This is a genomic window from Streptomyces sp. NPDC058086 (assembly GCF_042885015.1).
Classification (GTDB): Bacteria; Actinomycetota; Actinomycetes; order Streptomycetales; family Streptomycetaceae; genus Streptomyces.
On sequence record NZ_JBHVST010000061.1, the window covers coordinates 37445 to 54665 of the forward strand.

16 protein-coding genes are annotated in these 17221 nt (G+C 69.0%); 10 read left to right on the top strand and 6 right to left on the bottom strand.

The annotated features are described in order from the left end of the window. Nucleotides 1-173 precede the first annotated feature (173 nt). On the bottom strand, nt 174-1403 hold the full coding sequence (gene ilvA, locus ACFVWD_RS36045) for a threonine ammonia-lyase (RefSeq protein ID WP_389602267.1): 1230 nt from the start codon (nt 1401-1403) through the stop codon (nt 174-176). Nucleotides 1404-1568: 165 nt separating this feature from the next. On the opposite strand from ilvA, the gene ACFVWD_RS36050 reads away from it, so the two are divergent. The 3 genes from ACFVWD_RS36050 (at nt 1569) to ACFVWD_RS36060 (ending at nt 3091) form a co-directional block, all read left to right on the top strand. Beyond that, complete coding sequence (locus ACFVWD_RS36050; RefSeq protein ID WP_060899016.1) at nt 1569-2072, top strand: MarR family winged helix-turn-helix transcriptional regulator; 504 nt, start codon at nt 1569-1571, stop codon at nt 2070-2072. A 214-nt stretch (nt 2073-2286) separates the two neighbouring features. Continuing rightward, nucleotides 2287-2805: a sigma factor-like helix-turn-helix DNA-binding protein gene (locus ACFVWD_RS36055; protein ID WP_389602269.1), complete on the top strand. Its 519-nt coding sequence runs from the start codon at nt 2287-2289 to the stop codon at nt 2803-2805. A 37-nt stretch (nt 2806-2842) separates the two neighbouring features. Then, nucleotides 2843-3091 (top strand): hypothetical protein, encoded by a 249-nt coding sequence (locus ACFVWD_RS36060; RefSeq protein ID WP_168510718.1) that lies wholly within the window; start codon nt 2843-2845, stop codon nt 3089-3091. Between the two features lie 21 nt (nt 3092-3112). Here the strand turns inward: ACFVWD_RS36060 and ACFVWD_RS36065 are convergent, their stop codons facing one another. Then, nucleotides 3113-4267, bottom strand: coding sequence for a cystathionine gamma-synthase (locus tag ACFVWD_RS36065; protein WP_389602270.1), 1155 nt, complete (start codon nt 4265-4267; stop codon nt 3113-3115). A 165-nt stretch (nt 4268-4432) separates the two neighbouring features. Here ACFVWD_RS36065 and ACFVWD_RS36070 point away from each other — a divergent pair, with 165 nt between their 5' ends. The 6 genes from ACFVWD_RS36070 to ACFVWD_RS36095 all read left to right on the top strand — a co-directional run bounded on the left by ACFVWD_RS36070 (nt 4433) and on the right by ACFVWD_RS36095 (nt 9631). After that, nucleotides 4433-5551 (top strand): hypothetical protein, encoded by a 1119-nt coding sequence (locus ACFVWD_RS36070; protein ID WP_385374878.1) that lies wholly within the window; start codon nt 4433-4435, stop codon nt 5549-5551. A 92-nt stretch (nt 5552-5643) separates the two neighbouring features. Beyond that, complete coding sequence (msrA, locus tag ACFVWD_RS36075; RefSeq protein ID WP_389602272.1) at nt 5644-6354, top strand: peptide-methionine (S)-S-oxide reductase MsrA; 711 nt, start codon at nt 5644-5646, stop codon at nt 6352-6354. A 1042-nt stretch (nt 6355-7396) separates the two neighbouring features. Then, nucleotides 7397-7774, top strand: coding sequence for a hypothetical protein (locus ACFVWD_RS36080; protein ID WP_389602273.1), 378 nt, complete (start codon nt 7397-7399; stop codon nt 7772-7774). A 40-nt stretch (nt 7775-7814) separates the two neighbouring features. Beyond that, complete coding sequence (locus ACFVWD_RS36085) at nt 7815-8114, top strand: RNase A-like domain-containing protein (RefSeq protein ID WP_389602275.1); 300 nt, start codon at nt 7815-7817, stop codon at nt 8112-8114. A 25-nt stretch (nt 8115-8139) separates the two neighbouring features. Further along, entirely contained in the window at nt 8140-8814 is a 675-nt protein-coding gene (locus ACFVWD_RS36090; protein WP_389602277.1) for a contact-dependent growth inhibition system immunity protein, read from the top strand. Nucleotides 8815-8965: 151 nt separating this feature from the next. Further along, nucleotides 8966-9631: a hypothetical protein gene (locus ACFVWD_RS36095; RefSeq protein ID WP_389602279.1), complete on the top strand. Its 666-nt coding sequence runs from the start codon at nt 8966-8968 to the stop codon at nt 9629-9631. Nucleotides 9632-9899: 268 nt separating this feature from the next. On the opposite strand, the gene ACFVWD_RS36100 is transcribed toward ACFVWD_RS36095, so the two are convergent. The 3 genes from ACFVWD_RS36100 to ACFVWD_RS36110 are packed head-to-tail and all read right to left on the bottom strand — an operon-like array spanning nt 9900 to nt 12580. Continuing rightward, a complete protein-coding gene (locus ACFVWD_RS36100) occupies nt 9900-10910 on the bottom strand; it encodes a hypothetical protein (protein ID WP_389602281.1) in 1011 nt (336 codons plus the stop codon). Between the two features lie 24 nt (nt 10911-10934). Then, on the bottom strand, nt 10935-12230 hold the full coding sequence (locus ACFVWD_RS36105; protein WP_389602283.1) for a WXG100 family type VII secretion target: 1296 nt from the start codon (nt 12228-12230) through the stop codon (nt 10935-10937). Then, the gene (locus tag ACFVWD_RS36110; RefSeq protein ID WP_389602285.1) at nt 12227-12580 is read right to left on the bottom strand and encodes a hypothetical protein; all 354 of its coding nucleotides are present in this window, start codon (nt 12578-12580) and stop codon (nt 12227-12229) included. The genes ACFVWD_RS36105 and ACFVWD_RS36110 overlap by 4 nt, the downstream gene beginning before the upstream one ends. A 357-nt stretch (nt 12581-12937) precedes the next feature. On the opposite strand from ACFVWD_RS36110, the gene ACFVWD_RS36115 reads away from it, so the two are divergent. Further along, on the top strand, nt 12938-15373 hold the full coding sequence (locus ACFVWD_RS36115; RefSeq protein ID WP_389602286.1) for a SpoIIE family protein phosphatase: 2436 nt from the start codon (nt 12938-12940) through the stop codon (nt 15371-15373). A 117-nt stretch (nt 15374-15490) separates the two neighbouring features. Here the strand turns inward: ACFVWD_RS36115 and ACFVWD_RS36120 are convergent, their stop codons facing one another. Further along, entirely contained in the window at nt 15491-16840 is a 1350-nt protein-coding gene (locus ACFVWD_RS36120) for a vanadium-dependent haloperoxidase (RefSeq protein WP_389602287.1), read from the bottom strand. Nucleotides 16841-17221 lie beyond the last annotated feature (381 nt).

Here is a 17221-nt window from a genome sequence, read left to right on the forward strand (position 1 = left end):
CTTTGCCCGTCTCGTCCCGCCTCACAGACTGCGACGAGCACAGCGAGAGGCCGGGCGAGGACCGGGCGCGACACACACCGTAACGCGATGTATCGCGTTACTCAACAGATTTTTCCAGGCTCCGAGGACAGGGGCCCTGACCTCGAACGATGAATGTTCAGTCGATCATTCGATCAGTCGATGACCGTGTAGCCGGCCTCGCGCAGGGCGCGGCCGACCTCGGCGCAGTGCTCCGGACCCTTCGTCTCCAGGTGCAGCTCGACCTCCACCTCCGTGAGCCCGAGCCGGGGATCGGTCCGTACGTGGCTCACATCGAGGACGTTAGCGTCCGCCACTGACAACACCCCGAGAAGTGTGGCCAGAGCACCGGGACGGTCCGTCAGCCGGAGCGTGACCGCGAGGTAGCGACCGCTCGCCGCCATGCCGTGGCGCAGGATGCGCTGCATCAGCAGCGGGTCCACATTGCCGCCCGACAGCAGCGCGACGACCGGGCCCTCGAAGGTCCCGGGCTCGCTCAGCAACGCCGCGACGGGGCTCGCGCCCGCCGGTTCGACGACCAGCTTGGCCCGCTCCAGACAGAGCAGCAACGCGCTCGACAAGTGGCTCTCCGACACCGTGCGGACCTCGTCCACCAGCTCCTCGACGATCCGGAACGGCACATCGCCGGGCCGTCCGACCTTGATGCCGTCGGCCATCGTCGCCGGGTTGTCGACCGACACCGGGCGCCCGGCCGCCAGCGAGGGCGGATACGCCGCCGCGCCCGCCGCCTGCACGCCGATGATCCGTACATCGGGGCGCAGCGCCTTCACCGCGACCGCGATACCCGCGGCCAGCCCCCCGCCACCGATCCCGACGACGATCGTGCGCACCTCCGGGCACTGCTCCAGGATCTCCAGGCCGACCGTGCCCTGACCCGCGATGACGTCGGGGTGGTCGAAGGGGTGGATGAACACCGCGCCCGTCTCGGCCGCGTACTCCTGGGCGGCGGCCAGCGTCTCGTCGACCACCTGACCGTGCAGCCTCACCTCGGCGCCGTAGTCGCGGGTGGCCGCGACCTTCGGCAGCGGGGCGCCGGTCGGCATGAAGACCGTCGAGCGCACGCCGAGCAGCGAGGAGGCGAGGGCGACGCCCTGCGCGTGGTTGCCCGCGCTGGCCGCGACCACACCCGCGGCGCGCTCCTCCGGAAGCAGCCCCGCGATCCGCACGTACGCGCCACGCAGCTTGAACGAGCCGGTGCGCTGGAGGTTCTCACACTTGAAGTGCACCGGGGCGCCCACCAGCTGGGACAGGTACCTGCTGCCCTCCATAGCGGTCATCCGCGCCACGCCCGTGAGCATCTTCTGGGCGCCTCGTACGTCGTCCAGAGTCACCCTGGGCAAGGAGTCGGCCGTGCTGTAGCTCATGACCACCAGTCTCGCAGTTCACACCCGAGGACTCCTGGTGTGACCACGGGCCGAGACCGGTTTTACTCAGCGTCGGTACGACCCGCGTCCGAGCCGCGTACCCTTTCCCCCAACCCAGCTCCCCACGCATGAATTGAGCCCCCGGCCATGCCCACAACACCAGAGATGTCGATGGACATGACGACCGTCGGTGACACCGGTCTTCTCGACACGCTTCAGCACGAGGTCGCACTGTTCGCGCGCCGTGCCGAACAGACCCGGCTCGGCGGGGTGGGGCAGGTCCGCAACTCCATGGACCGCGCCGCATACCTGCTGCTCAACCGCCTCGACAAGGAAGGCCCGATGGGCGTCAAGGCGCTCGCCGCGAGCATGGGCATCGACTCCTCGACGGTCACCCGGCAGGTGGCCCCGCTGGTCGACACCGGTCTCGTCAAGCGGACCTCGCACCCCGAGGACGGACGCGCCGTGGTGCTCCAGCTGTCGCCGCGCGGGCAGTCCCGCCTCGACGAAGTGCGCTCCTCCAGGCGTCAGTTGATGGCCGAGCTGACCCACGACTGGGCGCCGGAGGAGCGCGAGGCCTTCTGCTCGCTCCTCACGCGCTTCAACAGCGCGCTCTCGTCCCGGATGGCCACGACGGGGGGCGCGGCGGGGGAACAGCCGGCTTCCTGACCTTCCCGCCGCCTTCCTGAGCCTTCACGCGCGCGTGTGCTTGCGGCTTCACCCGCGCGTGTCTTTTCGGCTTCACACGTGTGTGCGCCGGACTCTTGACCGCGGGGCCGCGTCTGGCCTCATATGAGACCGGGTCCTTGTCGCACGCGGTGCGGCCCGTCGTACACGGCCGGGCCCTTGGTTCCGTCAGGGTCGCCCTCGGGCGGGAGGCGTGGTGCGAGAACGGCGTGCGCTCCAAAGCGCCCGCCGGGCCCGGGAGTTCGAGGCGTTCGTCGCGGGCGCGGCAGGGCGGCTGCTGCATGCCGCCACACTGCTCACGGCGGAGCCGCCGAACGCCAATCCGCGCGCGCGGCGCCTGCTGACCCTGGCACTCGCCCACACATACGCCTCCTGGGACCGGCTGCGCGGTGAGGACCCGTACGACCGGGCCCGCCAGCAGCTGGCCGTCCGCTTCGCGCGTGGGGCGTGGCACCAGTACGGAGCTCTGGGACGCTCCCGCCCATCCCCATCCCCATCCCCATCCGGCTCCGTGGCCGTCCTGGCCCGGCTGACGCCCCAGGAGCGGCTGATCCTGGTCCTGAGGATGTACGAGGGGGTCGCCGAGGAACAGACTGCGGCCCTGCTCGGGCTCCCCGTGGAACGGGTCCGGGCGATCTGTGCCCGGGCGATGACGACACTGCTGCACCCGCCGCGCGGACCGGCACCGGCCATGGCGAAGGTGGTGCCGTCATGAAGCACCATGGTGCGGTCGTGAGGCTGGTGGTGCGGTCGTGAACCTGCCCGAGCGCGAGGCGAACGTACGGCGGCTGCTGGAGCAGAAGCAGCCCCCCGTGCCGCCCGACCTGTACGCGGACGTCGTGCGCCGCGGGAGCCGGATGCTGCGCCGCAGGACGCTGGCCCGGCGGGTGATGTGGCTGCTGCTGTTCGCCGCGGCCGTCGCCTTCGTGGTGTGGGCGTCGATGGCCCGTCCCTGGGTGGAGCCGCCTTCGCAGACGACCCCACCACTGACGGGCTGGTGACCCCGAGGGGCCGAGGTGGGTTCAGCCGAGGGCCTGCTGCAGGTCCTGGAGCAGGTCGTCGACGTTCTCGATGCCTACGGAGAGGCGGACGAGGTCGGCGGGGACCTCCAGGGCCGAGCCGGCGGCGGACGCGTGCGTCATGCGCCCGGGGTGCTCGATCAGGGACTCCACGCCGCCCAGGGACTCACCGAGGGTGAAGACCTTGGCGCGGTTGCAGACCTCGACGGCCGCTTCCTCGCCGCCCTCGACCTGGAAGGAGACCATGCCGCCGAACGCCTTCATCTGCTTGGCGGCGATCTCGTGACCGGGGTGCTCCGGGAGGCCCGGGTAGAGAACGCGGGTCACGCGCGCGTGCCGGGTGAGCATGTCGGCGATCTTGGTGGCGTTCTCGCTGTGCCGGTCCATGCGCACCGAGAGCGTCTTGGTGCCGCGCAGCACCAGCCAGGAGTCGAAGGGCCCGGCGACCGCGCCCATCGCGTTCTGGTGGTACGCCAGCTCCTCGCCGAGCGCCTGGTCGCCGACGATCAGCGCGCCGCCGACGACGTCCGAGTGGCCGCCCATGTACTTGGTCAGCGAGTGCACGACGACGTCCGCGCCGAGCCCGAGCGGCTGCTGCAGGTAGGGGGTGGCGAAGGTGTTGTCGACGACGAGCCGGGCGCCCGCCTCGCGCGCGATCTGCGCGACCGCGGCGATGTCGGTGATGCCGAGAAGCGGGTTGGAGGGGGTCTCCACCCACACGACCTTGGTCTTCGGCGTGAGGGCGGCCCGTACGGCGGCCGGGTCGCTGGTGTCGGCCACGGACCACTCGACGCCCCACCGCGAGACGACCTTCGCGAAGAGGCGGAACGTACCGCCGTACGCGTCGTTCGGGATGACCACGTGGTCGCCGGGGCTGAGCAGCGTACGCAACAGGCAGTCCTCGGCCGCCAGTCCGGACGCGAACGCGAGGCCGCGACGACCGCCCTCCAGGGCGGCGAGGTTCTCTTCCAGGGCGGTCCTGGTGGGGTTGGCGCTGCGGCTGTACTCGTAACCGCCGCGCAGCCCTCCGACGCCGTCCTGCTTGTAGGTCGAGACCTGGTAGATCGGCGGGACGACCGCGCCGGTGAGGGGATCGGCGGTGTTGCCCGCGTGGATCGCGAGGGTCTCGAAGTGCTGACTGATGTGCCTGTCGCTCATGGGTCCCGAGCGTAGTGCGCCCGCGGGGCTGATGGCGGCTCACGGCCTGTGCGGGGCGCCTCACGGTCCGGTCGGGGGCACCTCGTGGTCTGCGCGGGCGGCCGGGACCGGATCGGAACCGGACCGGGTTGGCCAATTGTCGGACCCGTCTGGTTCGCTTGAGGCATGGAGATTCTCTGGGTCCTGATGGCGCTGGCCATGTTCAGCCTGGTCCTGCTGCCGGTCCTCAGGCGCAGGCGCACCGGCATTCAGCTGGTCTCGCCCGGCGACCCGGACGCGGCGGACCCGGAGAACTACGGATTCCTGCGTCAGGAGGAGCTGGACATCCGCATGCCAGGACCGGACGGGGATCTCCTGGACGTCCTGGACCTGGTGCAGCGCACACAGGACTACCAAGCGGCCTCGCAGCTTCTGGCGGGCACGGAGATCTCGGGCGAGACGCGCTGGCAGCGGGTGCAGGCCTTCGCCGGCGCCGCGTCCCTGGAGCTGCAGCAGCGCCCGGGCGGGGTCAGCGAGACGCCTGGCGGGCAGTGGCTGCGGGTGTGGCGGGCCGAGAAGCCCAAGGACGCGGGCGGCGCGGCGGTGCACGCGGAGTTCCTGGTGCAGCAGGCGTGGCGGACGTCGACGCCGGGGACGGACGAGTTCCGGATCATCATGGAGGAGGCGAGGACGGCATGCGGCGAGGCGGCCCTGCTCTCCCCCGGTGACCCGATCCCGTACATCATCGAACTGTCGGTGGCCCGCGGACTCGCCTACTCCCAGCCGGAGTTCGAGGCGCTCTGGCTGAAGATCCTGGACCGCGCGCCGGCCCACATGGGCGCGCATCTGGCAGCCCTGCACTACTGGTGCGAGAAGTGGCACGGCTCGCGCGAGGTGGCGTACTCCTTCGCGGAGGCCGCGGCGGCCCGCGCCCCTCAGGGCTCCCTGCTGGCCGCCATGCCGCTCTTCGCGGTCTTCGAGCACCTCCCCGAGGTGAACCTGGTCCGCGGCTTCTACCAGAGCGAGGTCGTCACCAAGGCGGTCCACGGCGCGCTCTACGCGGTGCACGCGGCCCGCCCCGACGACCCGATGCTGGCGCACGTGCGCCACCTCCTGGTGCTCTTCCTGGTCCGCGGCGAGCGCTGGGCGGAGGCCATGAACCAGCTGGTGCACGTGGACGGCCACGTGGGCGCCCTCCCCTGGACCCTGACACCCGACCCCGCGGCTGACTACGCGCTCTACCGCGCCCTGGCGGTGGCGGGCTACGAGGCGAACGGCGGAACGCCGGCGTCACTGCCCCGCTGAGGACGTACGAGCCCCGGAATCACGACCGGGGCTCACACGTTGAAAACACCACGGCGCCCCGGCCCCGTGCCCCTGTGACCCGTGGAGACCGCATGTTCCTGCACAGCCGTACCCCTCAGCTCCCGACCGCCGAACAGGCACTGCGCGGCCGCCCGGAGCCGATCTTCACGGTCTCCGACCGGCACACCGTCCTCGGCAACCCCCTCCTCGGTCCCTACCCCGAGGGCCTGGAGATCGCCGACTTCGGCATGGGCTGTTTCTGGGGCGCCGAGCGCAAGTTCTGGCAGCTCCCGACGGGCGTGTACACGACCCTGGTCGGCTACCAAGGCGGCTTCACCGAGCACCCCACCTACGAGGAGGTCTGCTCGGGCCTGACCGGCCACACGGAGGTCGTCCGCGTGGTCCACGACCCCGGCCTCATCTCCTACGAGCGCCTCCTCCAGGTCTTCTGGGAGTCCCACAACCCGACCCAGGGCTTCCGCCAGGGCAACGACGTCGGCACCCAGTACCGCTCCGCCGTCTACACCCACACCCCCGCCCAGGCAGCCACCGCGGCCTCCTCCCGCGCCGCCTACCAGAAGGTCCTGACCTCCTCCGGCTACGGCACCATCACCACCGAACTCCTCCCCGCGGAAAGCCGCACCTTCTACCCGGCCGAGGACTACCACCAGCAGTACCTTTCGGGCAGCAAAAACCCGGACGGGTACTGCGGGCTGGGCGGGACGGGGGTCAAGCTAAGTACCCCGTTCGAAACTAACTGGGGTGCTTCGTGTCCGACGGGCATTGCGCCTGTTGAGAGCTAGGCAAAGCCCTCGATCGATCCTCTGATCGGGGCTGTTGGGAGGGCGGGCTGACAGACATGGGTGAACTCTGGAGTGCGATCGGCGCTATCGGCGGGGCCGGCGGCATGGCGGTCACCGTTGCAGCGTGGCGGACCCAACACCGGCGAACCCTCGCAGTCGACCGAGAGGCAGCCGCGCGTAACGCCAGGGCAGCCCAAGGACGAGCGGCTTCGGTGATCGCATCGGCTCCGTGGACAAGCGGTACGACGATCGATGTACAGATCACCAACGGCAGCCCCACCGCTGTCACGGATGTCGAAGTCATCGATGTCCGGCGCCACCCTGCGCTCCCTGGTGACGGCTGGAGACTCGACCCCACCTCCGGACCCAACACCCAGACCGCGTGCCTCCTTCAACCACGAAAATCATTCGCGGCCAAGGTGCAGTTGATCGATGGTTCTGGTGAGCCTGTCAGCCATGCCTCAGGCATCGGTCTAGTGCTTGTCTTCAGGTTCATGGACGCCGACGGGCAGTGGTGGCGCCGGGAAATGGGTAGGCCACCACAGCAATACGAGGTCCAGCCTGCTGCTTAGTGGGTCACATGACAGCACAGGCTCGGTGGGACGGGGGCCAAGCTAAGTACCCCCTTCGAAACGAATTGGGGGGCATCCCGCCCGACGGGTATCGCTTCGGCGCCGGAAGTACCGGAGGAGTAACTGGACCGGGCTGAGCTCCGTCCAACCGGCCATGGCATCGATCACCGATCGCATGACACCACGGCCGCGTGGGTTGCGACGTACCTGGCTGGCGTCGCGTCTGCCGAGACCTGAGCGCGCCGCTGTCTGGCGTCTCGCTCTGTTCCCCCCGTACATCCGTTACTGGTGCCCCTTCCGTAAGATCCTTAAGTCTGTCGGGACACAAGATGCCGACCAGACGGGGGTGCGACATGGGAGTAACCGGAGCAAGCGCGGACGGGGGAAGCGGCCCCGATCTGCGTGTGTCGTCGAAGGGGTCTTTCGTCGCGCTCGTAGCGCGCAAAGGCGTGGACTGGCATGACACCGTCATGGACACGATCCAGGAGCATCCCGTGCTCCGGCAGGTTGACCGCACGGAGTTGCGAGACGGCATCCTGCAGGTCGCACCCCCCAAAGCCCTGGATCTGGCCGGGCTGATTTCGGTCGGATCTCTTTTGTACGGCCCTCTGAAATCCCTTCGCACACCGGATGTGGAACGCGACGCATGTCTGCGGGACGTCCTGAACGCCGTGGGAAATAACGCACGCTTCTTCACCAATCACGGGCACGCGGAAGACGGTGAAGAGGCCGACTTCCTGGCCTCGTCCTTTCACGCCAATGCCCTTGCCGGCACCACCATCGACATCTGTCTCATCGGGGTGTCGGACGAGAACGTCCTGGTGCTCTGGCGCTTCGAGGACGACTAGCCAATCGCTGCCCCACAGCTCCCAGGAGAGGACACCGAAGGTGCGCACCCGTTCCGCCACCTACCCCGACCGCGAGACCGCCCAGTGGGCCACCCAGCAGGTCGTCACCGTCAACGAGCAGGCCATCCATCGCTGGCTGGCCCAGTCCACGCGCCCGCGCCTGACCATCGAGGCGTCCTGGCCGTCCCGGCCCGAGCCGGTCGGACGCGTCCTTCTGCAGGCGATGATGCTGGCCGGGCGGGAGCCCGTCGATGTCCGGGCGGCCCGCGTGGTCCTCAAGCGGGACACCTCCCGCCCCCACGGCTTCACCGTCCACGCCACCTTCCCCATCTACCTGTAGAGACGACCCGTAGAGGCTGACCACCGTGCCCCTGAGCCCCCTCGAACACGACCGCCGCTACGGCGAACTCGACCAGGTGATCCGCGCCTACACCGGGCAGCCGGCCGACGACACCCCGGACGAGGCCAGTCAAGCCCTGACTGCTTATCTCCGGCAGACCTGGCACAGGCGGCCGTGGGCTCTCGCCATCGCCGAGCGACAGCTGCGGGACTACGCCGAGAATCCACCGGGACGCTTGCGGCTGCGCCTCGGGGAGTTCTACGCGATCCCCGACGTCGGCCTGCCCGAAGACAAGATCCAGCAGTGGCTGCACTGCCTCGCCGATCACCTGAAGCACAGCATCGAGGAGGGCGAGGCCCCGCCCCCGGACACCCCCGCCACCCACTGGGAATGGCGCGCCCGTTTCCCCGAGCTGGGCCAGTTCCTCGGCGGCTGGTTCTCGCAGGACATGCCGGACGAGTTCAACGACCACGACGCGGCCATCGACGACTACCGAACCTCCACCGACCCCCATCTCGTCGCCCGGCTCGTCGGCGAGCTGCACGAACTCCTCACGCTCGACCTCGACGAGTCCGACTACGCCCTCGCCTTCGCCGAGCTGGGCATGGAGGTCGACCCTCCGGCACCGTATTCACCCAGCGGCTGGCTCGCACTCGTCGTCGACCGGCTCACCGGCCCGCAGGCCAAGTACGCGTCCTGAGCAGGAACCGATGAGACGACGAGACATGGTGTCGCCCGCCTGCTCGCCCACCGCACGAGGTGAGCGACGGAACACATGGCACAACAGGCTCGCCGGCACCGGCGTGTCCTGCCCGATCGGCGTGGCCAAGGCCGAAGGCTGACGTCGCCGGATGGGCTTCAGAACCTACGCGCGCAGGGTGCGCGACGAGCAGTTGCCACTCGCCCGACGGCACACCTCCCTCAGATGTGCCGTCGGGCAGTACTGTCCACTGGGCTTCAACGCGACCTGGGCCTACCTCGCTGCGACGGCACGCCCTTCCCCTGATCTCCGCAGAGACCCGGCGGCCCTGCTGCGCGCGCTGGAGACCTTGGAAGCCAGCCGAGCGGTCCGGCTCAACGAGGTCGATGCCTTCGCCGTCCGGCGTCACGCGGAGAAAGCGGCCGGCCGACGCACCCCACGCCGCATCGACACACCGCAGATGACGGGACCCCTCTGGCCCAGCGAAACGGAACCCTCTCGCTTGGGACTCATCGCTGCCGTAGCGAACCGCCACACGACGTTCCAGCGTTTCCCCTTCCCGGACGAGAGTCTGTACCGCGACAACCAGGCCCAGCAGCTGGCCGACCTGCACGCCCGCCTCGACAGCTGTGCCACCTCGTACCTCACGAACCTCGGCCATGTGGACGCCCCGACGCGAGACGCCCTGGCCGAGACGATCCTCGGAATCGAGAGCCTCATCCGTCCGGGCTACGCGCCCCTGAACGGTCATCTGCTCGTGTGGCTGCGCTTCGCGAACCTCGTCGCATACGCCGCAGCGGCCCCTCTTGGCCATTGAGCACTGCCACCAGCAGTACCTTTCGGGCAGCAAACACCCGGACGGGTACTGCGGGCTGGGCGGGACGGGGGTCAAGCTAAGTACCCCGTTCGGGACGAACTGGGGGGCGTCTTGCCCGACGGGGGTTGCTCCGGCACCGGAATCCGAGCAGTGGCCCGCAAGATCATCGACCGGCCGTGGCGTCGCCGAATCGTCCACGATGCGACGGTCGGTCGGCACCTCGGCGTGCGATCAATGGCCAACCCCGCCGTCTATGGTCAGGCAGCGCTCATCGCTCCGGACGGTGGAAGACGGCGAGCGGACCGTACTCCGTGCAGTGCGCGGCGGCGAACTCAGGATGCGCGGACAGGCGCTCCCGCCGAATCCCGACGATGTCCGGCAAGACGGCCAGTTGCCCCCCGTGACCCACCAGGACACGATCCCAGTCCTGTTCACCGGATGTGCCGATGCGGTCGATGACGAATCCGAGGCAGTGCGCCGCGTCCTGGTCCAGCGTTCGTACCAGCGCGGCAACGGCATCTTCGCGATCGGCTTCGGGGACGTCGGCGATCTGGAAAGTGACCTTCTGGGTTGACGGGGCGATCCGTCGTACATGTGTTGCGAGGGACTGGTCGTACCCCATCCAGCACTGGAACTCGACGTCGCGGTACTGGCCGTCGGCCAAGGACGCGGACAGTACGTCGGGACCGCCCATGAGCGGCCCTTTCCTGCCTTCCACTGTCTCGCGGAAACCGAAAAGCGCGTCCGTGAGTGGATGCGCGACCGAGAGGCCGACTGCTCCGAGCTGCTTGATCAACGCAGCGCTTGACGTGCTGGTCAGTGCCGGCAGGTACCAAGTGAAGAACGGCCTCAGGGTCGAGCGTGGTGCGGTGGCGCCGTGTGAGGCGTCCCGGTCGAAGTACTCGTTGAAGATCTTGAGGGACTGCTCCTGAGACAGGGACGGGCTTACGTAGCCGTTGGCTCGGATGTGGTCGACGAACTCAGAAGGAAGAGCCAAGTGGTGGTTGCGTACGTAGTGGGCGAGCTCGACCAGCCACAGCCACGATCCGTCCGTGACCAGCGATCCGGCGCCAGGGATCCAGTCGTCACCCGTGATGACGTCCCGCTCCGCCCCCATGGTGGAGTAGATCTCGGTGGCTGATTCCAGGTAGGCGACGATCTGGTCCTCGTCCCATTCCCCGGCAGTCCTGACCGCATCGCGGAGCGAAGGGGCGGAAGCCGACGCCGACGGGTCGCCATGGCCGCCGAGTTCCCGGTAGAAGCCCACTCGCTTGATCATCGTCTCTCCAGTCGAACCGTGGGCTCAGTGGGACACAGGCAGGTAGGTGCGCCAGTAGCCATTGTTACCGATCGTGGGGGTCTGATTGAGGCCCAGGTCGGGTGAAGTGCCCACCTTGTTCGTGGGGGCGTACACGGGAACGCCCAGCTCATTGGCCACGGACTGTGCGAGCGGCAACTCTGGCGGCCTTGCGTCAGCACCGGAATGGCAGGAGATGAGACGAACGGGTCCGCCGTGGTAGTTGGGATTGCTCCGGATCGCGTCCACGACGTTGTTCGGATGCACCTCGAAGTTCGTCAGTGTCTTCCCCGCCATGTTGACGCGCCCGGGCAGGAATACGCCCTCGTTCGTCCCGTGAACGACTACGTCGTGAACACCCGGCAGCCGGGCGACGCGTTGCAGGTTGTTCAGGGTGCGCTGGTCGTAGCCGATCGTGGTGGTGCTCTTCCCGAAGTAGACCGGATCACCGGATATGAGTTCGTATTCTCCGGGCTTTGTCGGAGGTAGCGGAACCTTGGAGTCTTCACTCCGCAATAGATTCCAGGTGCGGGACTTGCCCATCTGGTCAAGTGCGATGCTGTTCAGGCGTAGCGAGTCACCGAAGACCGCCTGGAAACCGCCGCTCTCGGCGACGGCCTGCGCCGTGCCTCCTGCCGCGCCGAACATGCCGCCGTAAAGCATCCCGTCGGTGGCTGCTCCACTTGCTTCGTCGAGGCTGAGACCCTTCTGCTCGCCGGTCGCGATCGCGATCGGCTGGGCGACCGCCAGGTTGACGGCGACGGATTCGACGCCTCCAAAGGCGGCGGTGGCCAGGGTGGTGCCCGCGATGGTGGCGACCTCGGTGGTCACCGTGACGCCCAGGCCGGCGGCCATCTCCGAGACCGCGGCCGCGGCCGCGATGGCGGCGTCCTCTGACAGGCTCAAGGTCACGAAGGCCAGGGCAGTACCTACGACGAGGGTCGCGCCGGCGATCTCGAGCTGGTGCTCGAGTTTCTTCTTCACGTGCGCGATGGCGTCCGCGTAGGCGTCCAGCGCCTTGGCCATGTCCCGGGCGGCGTCGGCCAGGTCTTTGAGCCAGCCGTGTTTGTCGTAGTAATAGCGGCGCCAGAAGGGGTCGTCGAAGGCGGAGATGGCCTCGCCCTTGTTGTGCTCGATGAGAGAGCGGGCGGCCTTGTTGGCTCCGGCGGTGACGTCCTCGACATCGTCGGCGAAGTTCCGCCACGCCTTCGCGGCGTCCCGCAGCCCGCCGACGTCTGCTGCGGGCCACCACATGCCCGTCATGTCCTGGACAATCCTGCGGGCCTTGTCGGCGACGCTCACCTACCGTGGCCCTCGGCGTTGTGCGGGAGGTGGATCCGGCTGAACATGCCTCGGACGAGTTCTTCGTTGTCGATGTGACCGTCGGCCATGTCGACCATGGCGGTGTGGATGCTGGTCAGCCCGTCGATGAGGATCTGGGTGGAGTGCTCGACCTGCTTGACGTGGGAGCCGTACGCCTTATGGAAGGCTTCACCCTGGTCGTCGTCGCCCCAGGGCGCCCCGGCCGCCGACAGAGCGGTCTTCAGCTTGGTGAGTGCGTGTGCGAGAGCAACGCTCTCGTGGTGGAACTGAGGTGCCGTCCGCTTGATATCAGCGATCTTGATGTCAAGTATCTCGCCTGCATCGCCCATGACTTCGCGTCCGCCCCCCTGACGGTTGTTCGACTGTACGATCCTAGCCAGGGACTGATCTTCGCGACTGCGAGCCATATAAAGGCGCAGCAAAGAATCCCTCGGTCTTGGTCAGTTGAGTCACCAGCCAGGTCCTCACTCTGCGACCACTGGGCGATCACGGGTCACATGGCAGGACGCACTCGGCGGGACGGGCGTTTCGTGCCCGATCGGCGTGGCTCGGCCGAGAGGTGAGTCTCGCCGTCGCGCCTGATCGCCGTACCACTCCTGCCGGACCGCCGGGCCGAGAAGGAACGGGAGGTCGCGAATGGAGACCGTGGGGAGGAACATCGGAGTCACACAGGCAAGGTGGTGGCTATGGGGACGCCGTCGATGCATTTCAGCGAGAGTCCTGAGGATCCGTTCGCGCTCGGGCGTGGCGCCTCGGCCGCGCTCGACGATCAAGGCACCGTGGTCGGCTGGAGCGCACGTGCACAGGAGTTGCTGGGCTATCCGGCCAAGGAAGTGATCGGACGGGCATGGCAGGACCTCCTGGTCGATGCCCGTGACCTGCCTGTCGCGCGGTCCGTCGTCGTGGACGCCATGAGGTCGGGCGGCTGGTTCGGGGTCCTGCCCGTCCGACACCGCGACGGACGGCGGGTGGAGATGGGTTTCCGGGCCCGCGCGATCACGCGGGGCGGGGACAGTCAGGAGTGGGTCCTGGTCGGAGCCCCCGCCGCGGAGGTCAGTGCCTGGCAGCGGGACCGTGCGCTGCTGGACGGCCTGTACCGCCGGTCCCCGATCGGTCTGGTCACTTACGGCCCGGACAGCAGAGTGATTCGGGTCAACCGTGCGGTCGAGAAGGCAAGCGGTGTCCCGGCCGAGGCGCCGGTGGGCCGTCGCCCCCGCGAGTTCATGGTCGACGAGGACGCGGGTCCGACCGAGGAGCGGGTACGGCACGTCCTGGAGACCGGCGAGCCGTTGATCTTCACGGAACAGTCGGCCCGGGCACGCCATGATCCGGGCCGGGACCGGATCGTGTCCGTCTCGGCGTTCCGGATGGAAGATCCCTCGGGCCGGGTTCTCGGCGTGGCCGAGACGATCGAGGACGTGACCGACCGCCACCGGGCCCAACGCAGGCTCGCCCTGCTGAACGAGGCAAGCGCCCGGATCGGAACCTCACTGGACGTGGCCCAGACGGCCCGGGAACTGGCCGAGGTGGCCGCCCACGGCCTGTCGGACTACTGCTCGGTGGACCTTCTGCAGTCGGTGACACTTGGTGACGAACCACCCCCCGGTGTGAGAGGTCCGCTGCTTCGAGTAGCCCTCTCGCCCCCAGAACACCGGGTCCCGTACCAGGAGGGCGAGGTGGTCCCCCTCCTTCCGGATTCTCCGCAGGCGCGTTGCTTGTCCGAGCGTCGCCCGATTCTCGACCGGCTGCTGTCCCTACGCCCCGAGTGGTACGCCATGGACCGTCGGCGGATCGAGATCGCCATGGGGCTCGGCGTTCATTCGCTGATCGTGGTGCCCTTGGTGGCTCGCGGCCTGGTACTGGGCGTAGTGAGCCTGTGGCGAGTGCGCCATTCGGAGCCTTTCGAGGACGACGACGCCGCGGTGGCCCATGAGTTCTCCTCGCGTGCGGCCGTCTGCATCGACAACGCGCGCCGCTTCACCCAGCAGCAGAGCGCCGCTCTGACTCTGCAGCGCAGTCTGCTGCCGAGCGCTGCGTCCGACCTGCCGGCTGTCGAGGTGGCCTGCCGATACCTCCCGGCGAGCGGTGAACCGGGCATCGGCGGTGACTGGTTCGACGTGATCCCGTTGTCAGGGGCCCGGGTCGCACTCGTCGTGGGAGACGTGGTCGGCCACGGGATCCACGCCGCGGCCTCCATGGGCCGCCTGCGCGCCGCCGTGCGCACCCTGGCCAGCCTCGACCTGGAACCGGACGAGGTGGTGGCACGGCTGGACGATCTGGTCAGTCTGCTGGCCACCGAGCTTGAGGCGAACGCTGACGGCAGCGGGTTCGCGGTGGAGCAGATGCTCGGGGCCACCTGCGTGTACGCGGTCTACGATCCGGTCTCCCGGCACTGCTCCCTGGCGCGCGCCGGCCACCCGGCGCCGATGGTGTCCACCCCGGACGGCGAGGTGACCGTGCTCGACCTGCCCGCGGGTCCACCGCTGGGTCTGGGCGGGCTGCCATTCGAAACGTACGACCTCGACCTCCCCGAGGGCAGCCTGCTCACGCTCTACACCAACGGTCTTCTGGAGGCGCGCAACGGCGACATCGACGCCGCGCTGGAGCACCTGGACGAATGTCTCACCCACGTCGCGGATCCTCTGGACAGCACCTGCCATGCCGTGGTCGAAGCGCTGCTGCCGAAGGAGCACCTCCCCAGCGACGACGTCGCGCTGCTCATCGCCCGTACCCGGGTGCTGCCGCCACAGGATGTCGCGACCTGGCAGCTGCCCCTGGAAGCAACCGCCCCTGCCCGTGCCCGGCAGCTGACCACGGAGAAACTGACCGAGTGGGGGCTGACGGAACTGGCCTTCACCACGGAGCTGGTCGCCAGCGAGCTGGTCACCAACACCTACCGGTACGCGGACGGCCCCGTCACCCTGCGCCTCATCCGTACGCACTGCCTGATCTGCGAGGTGTCCGACACCAGCCACACTTCCCCTCACCTCCGACGGGCCCTCAGCACGGACGAGGGCGGCCGCGGGCTCTTCCTGGTCGCGCAGCTCACGGAGCGGTGGGGCACCCGCTACGCCCACGACGGCAAGACCGTCTGGACGGAGCAGCCCCTGCCGCACGCATGACCCGCGACGAACATCGGCAGGCGCCGGGCGGAAGCGGGACCGAATGACGTGGGTCATCAAAGCTCAAGGCAGGATCTCAGGCCCGGCTCGACGCCAGGTCCTCTTCGGCTCCGTGGCTCAGTCGGTGTCGTCGCCGCACTTCGGCTCGGCGAGCCTGTCCTGCCGAGCCGTTCGTGTCGGCGGGGACGGCTGGGTGCCGTCCTTGGCGACCGGCTGGAAGTAGTGGTCCAGCGCCCAGGCGGCCATGTGGGTACCGGCCCGGCAGCCGTCCACGTCCGCCGTGCGGGAGTGGACGCCGCCCCACACACGGGCGTCGACGACGTCCCGGTTGAGGTCGTCGGCGGACCCGTAGAACCGCGTGGTGCCGGTGACCTCGGAGGGGACGTGGAGGTCGATGCGCGAGGTGCCGAGGACGCCGGTCAGGGCACGTGCCACGGCAGCGGCGACGGTCGTATGGCCGGCGATGTAGTCCGGGTGTGGTGGGGTGAGGAGCAGCGGCTCCCAGGCCGGGTCTGCCGTCGTCGCGGGGTTGCCGTCGGTGTCGGCGAGACGGATGGCGGTGATCGGCCGCCAGGAGCCGTAGTGGAGCTTGGCGTCCCATGCCGTGACGACGGCATCGGTCGCCGACGCGTTCACCGCGGCGAACAGCCGGGCCGTCTCGGCGATGCCGAGCCGGTGCCGGGCGGCATGATCTCGTACGGCTGTCTGGACCTGTTCGACCAGGTTGCCGCTGAAGAAGAGGGCGGTCTCGGTCTGCTGCGCGCTCCTGCCCGAGCCGGTCTTCGCGCCCATGGCCTTCACCTCCTGGACATCCTCGGCGTAGCGGGCCGAGGAGATGGCGGGTGGTCCGCCGGGGCGGAACTGCTGTGGGGAGGCGAGCAGGAGGGGGCGGAGCCTGGCGAGCCAGGTGTCGATGAAGGGCTGGAACGCGGGCGGGGTGGGCCGCCAGACCCCCGGTGCCGGGGAAGCGGTGAAAGGAACGTCCGCGAACCTTCCGTCCCCTTCCCGGAGTTCGATGATGCGGGCCGCGGCGCGCTTTCCGTAGTCAACGCCCCGGTCTCTGGCCTGACCGGCCGGTAGAGCGGCGAGCGAGTTCGCGTAAGCGGTGTCGAGCCGCTCCTTGAAGGCAGGGAAGCAGGTGAGCAGCACGTCGTGGGCCGCAGTGGCGGCGGCCGCCGCGGAGGATGCCTTGGCCGGACCGCGCTCGTGCCATTTGTATAGGGCGTAGCCGCCTTCGATCCCCACCACGGCGTTGTACACGGCGACGGAGACGAACCCCTCCCAGATCGCCGCCTGCCCGGAGGGGCGTGGGCCGAGGCTGGTCTTGATCGTGTCGGTGGCGATGGCGTTCCACTCGCGGACCACGGCTGCCGGGTCCGTCGCGGTCCGCGTGTGCGCGTCGGTCCGGGTGTCCGCGTCGGTCCGGGTGTCCGCGTCGGGGGGACTTGCCGCGGCGGTGAGCGTCACGAGGGCGATGGCCGCGACGGCGCAGATGAGTCCCCGGCCACGTGAACGCGGAGGAGCGGGAAGAGGGGGCTCTTGCTGCACAACGGCCTCCATAGAGTTGAGTGCCCAAGGCTTAGCAACGGCCCACTGCGCGAGCAAGACAACTCGCCGCGAACCGGGCAGGCCTGGGGCGCCCTCGAACGCCTCACCGCCCGCTACGAGGAGATCACCGCCGGACGGACCCCGCACCCGCCCCGGGCCCCGGCGAACCGCGCTGCAAGGGGCAGGGTCGCGAACCTGCTCGCCCGCCTCGACACCGAACGCGACCAGGTGCTCCCGTTCGCCTTCGGCCGGCGGGTGCCCTTCGACAACAACAGCGAACAGGTCATCCGGATGGCCAAG

Coding starts and splice junctions, on each gene's coding strand:
- ilvA (WP_389602267.1), bottom strand. CDS start 1,403: ATGAGCTACAGCACGGCCGACTCCTTGCCCAGGGTGACTCTGGACGAC.
- ACFVWD_RS36080 (WP_389602273.1), top strand. CDS start 7,397: ATGGACACGATCCAGGAGCATCCCGTGCTCCGGCAGGTTGACCGCACG.
- ACFVWD_RS36115 (WP_389602286.1), top strand. CDS start 12,938: ATGGGGACGCCGTCGATGCATTTCAGCGAGAGTCCTGAGGATCCGTTC.
- ACFVWD_RS36100 (WP_389602281.1), bottom strand. CDS start 10,910: ATGATCAAGCGAGTGGGCTTCTACCGGGAACTCGGCGGCCATGGCGAC.
- ACFVWD_RS36070 (WP_385374878.1), top strand. CDS start 4,433: ATGGAGATTCTCTGGGTCCTGATGGCGCTGGCCATGTTCAGCCTGGTC.
- msrA (WP_389602272.1), top strand. CDS start 5,644: ATGTTCCTGCACAGCCGTACCCCTCAGCTCCCGACCGCCGAACAGGCA.
- ACFVWD_RS36050 (WP_060899016.1), top strand. CDS start 1,569: ATGTCGATGGACATGACGACCGTCGGTGACACCGGTCTTCTCGACACG.
- ACFVWD_RS36065 (WP_389602270.1), bottom strand. CDS start 4,267: ATGAGCGACAGGCACATCAGTCAGCACTTCGAGACCCTCGCGATCCAC.
- ACFVWD_RS36095 (WP_389602279.1), top strand. CDS start 8,966: ATGGGCTTCAGAACCTACGCGCGCAGGGTGCGCGACGAGCAGTTGCCA.
- ACFVWD_RS36110 (WP_389602285.1), bottom strand. CDS start 12,580: ATGGGCGATGCAGGCGAGATACTTGACATCAAGATCGCTGATATCAAG.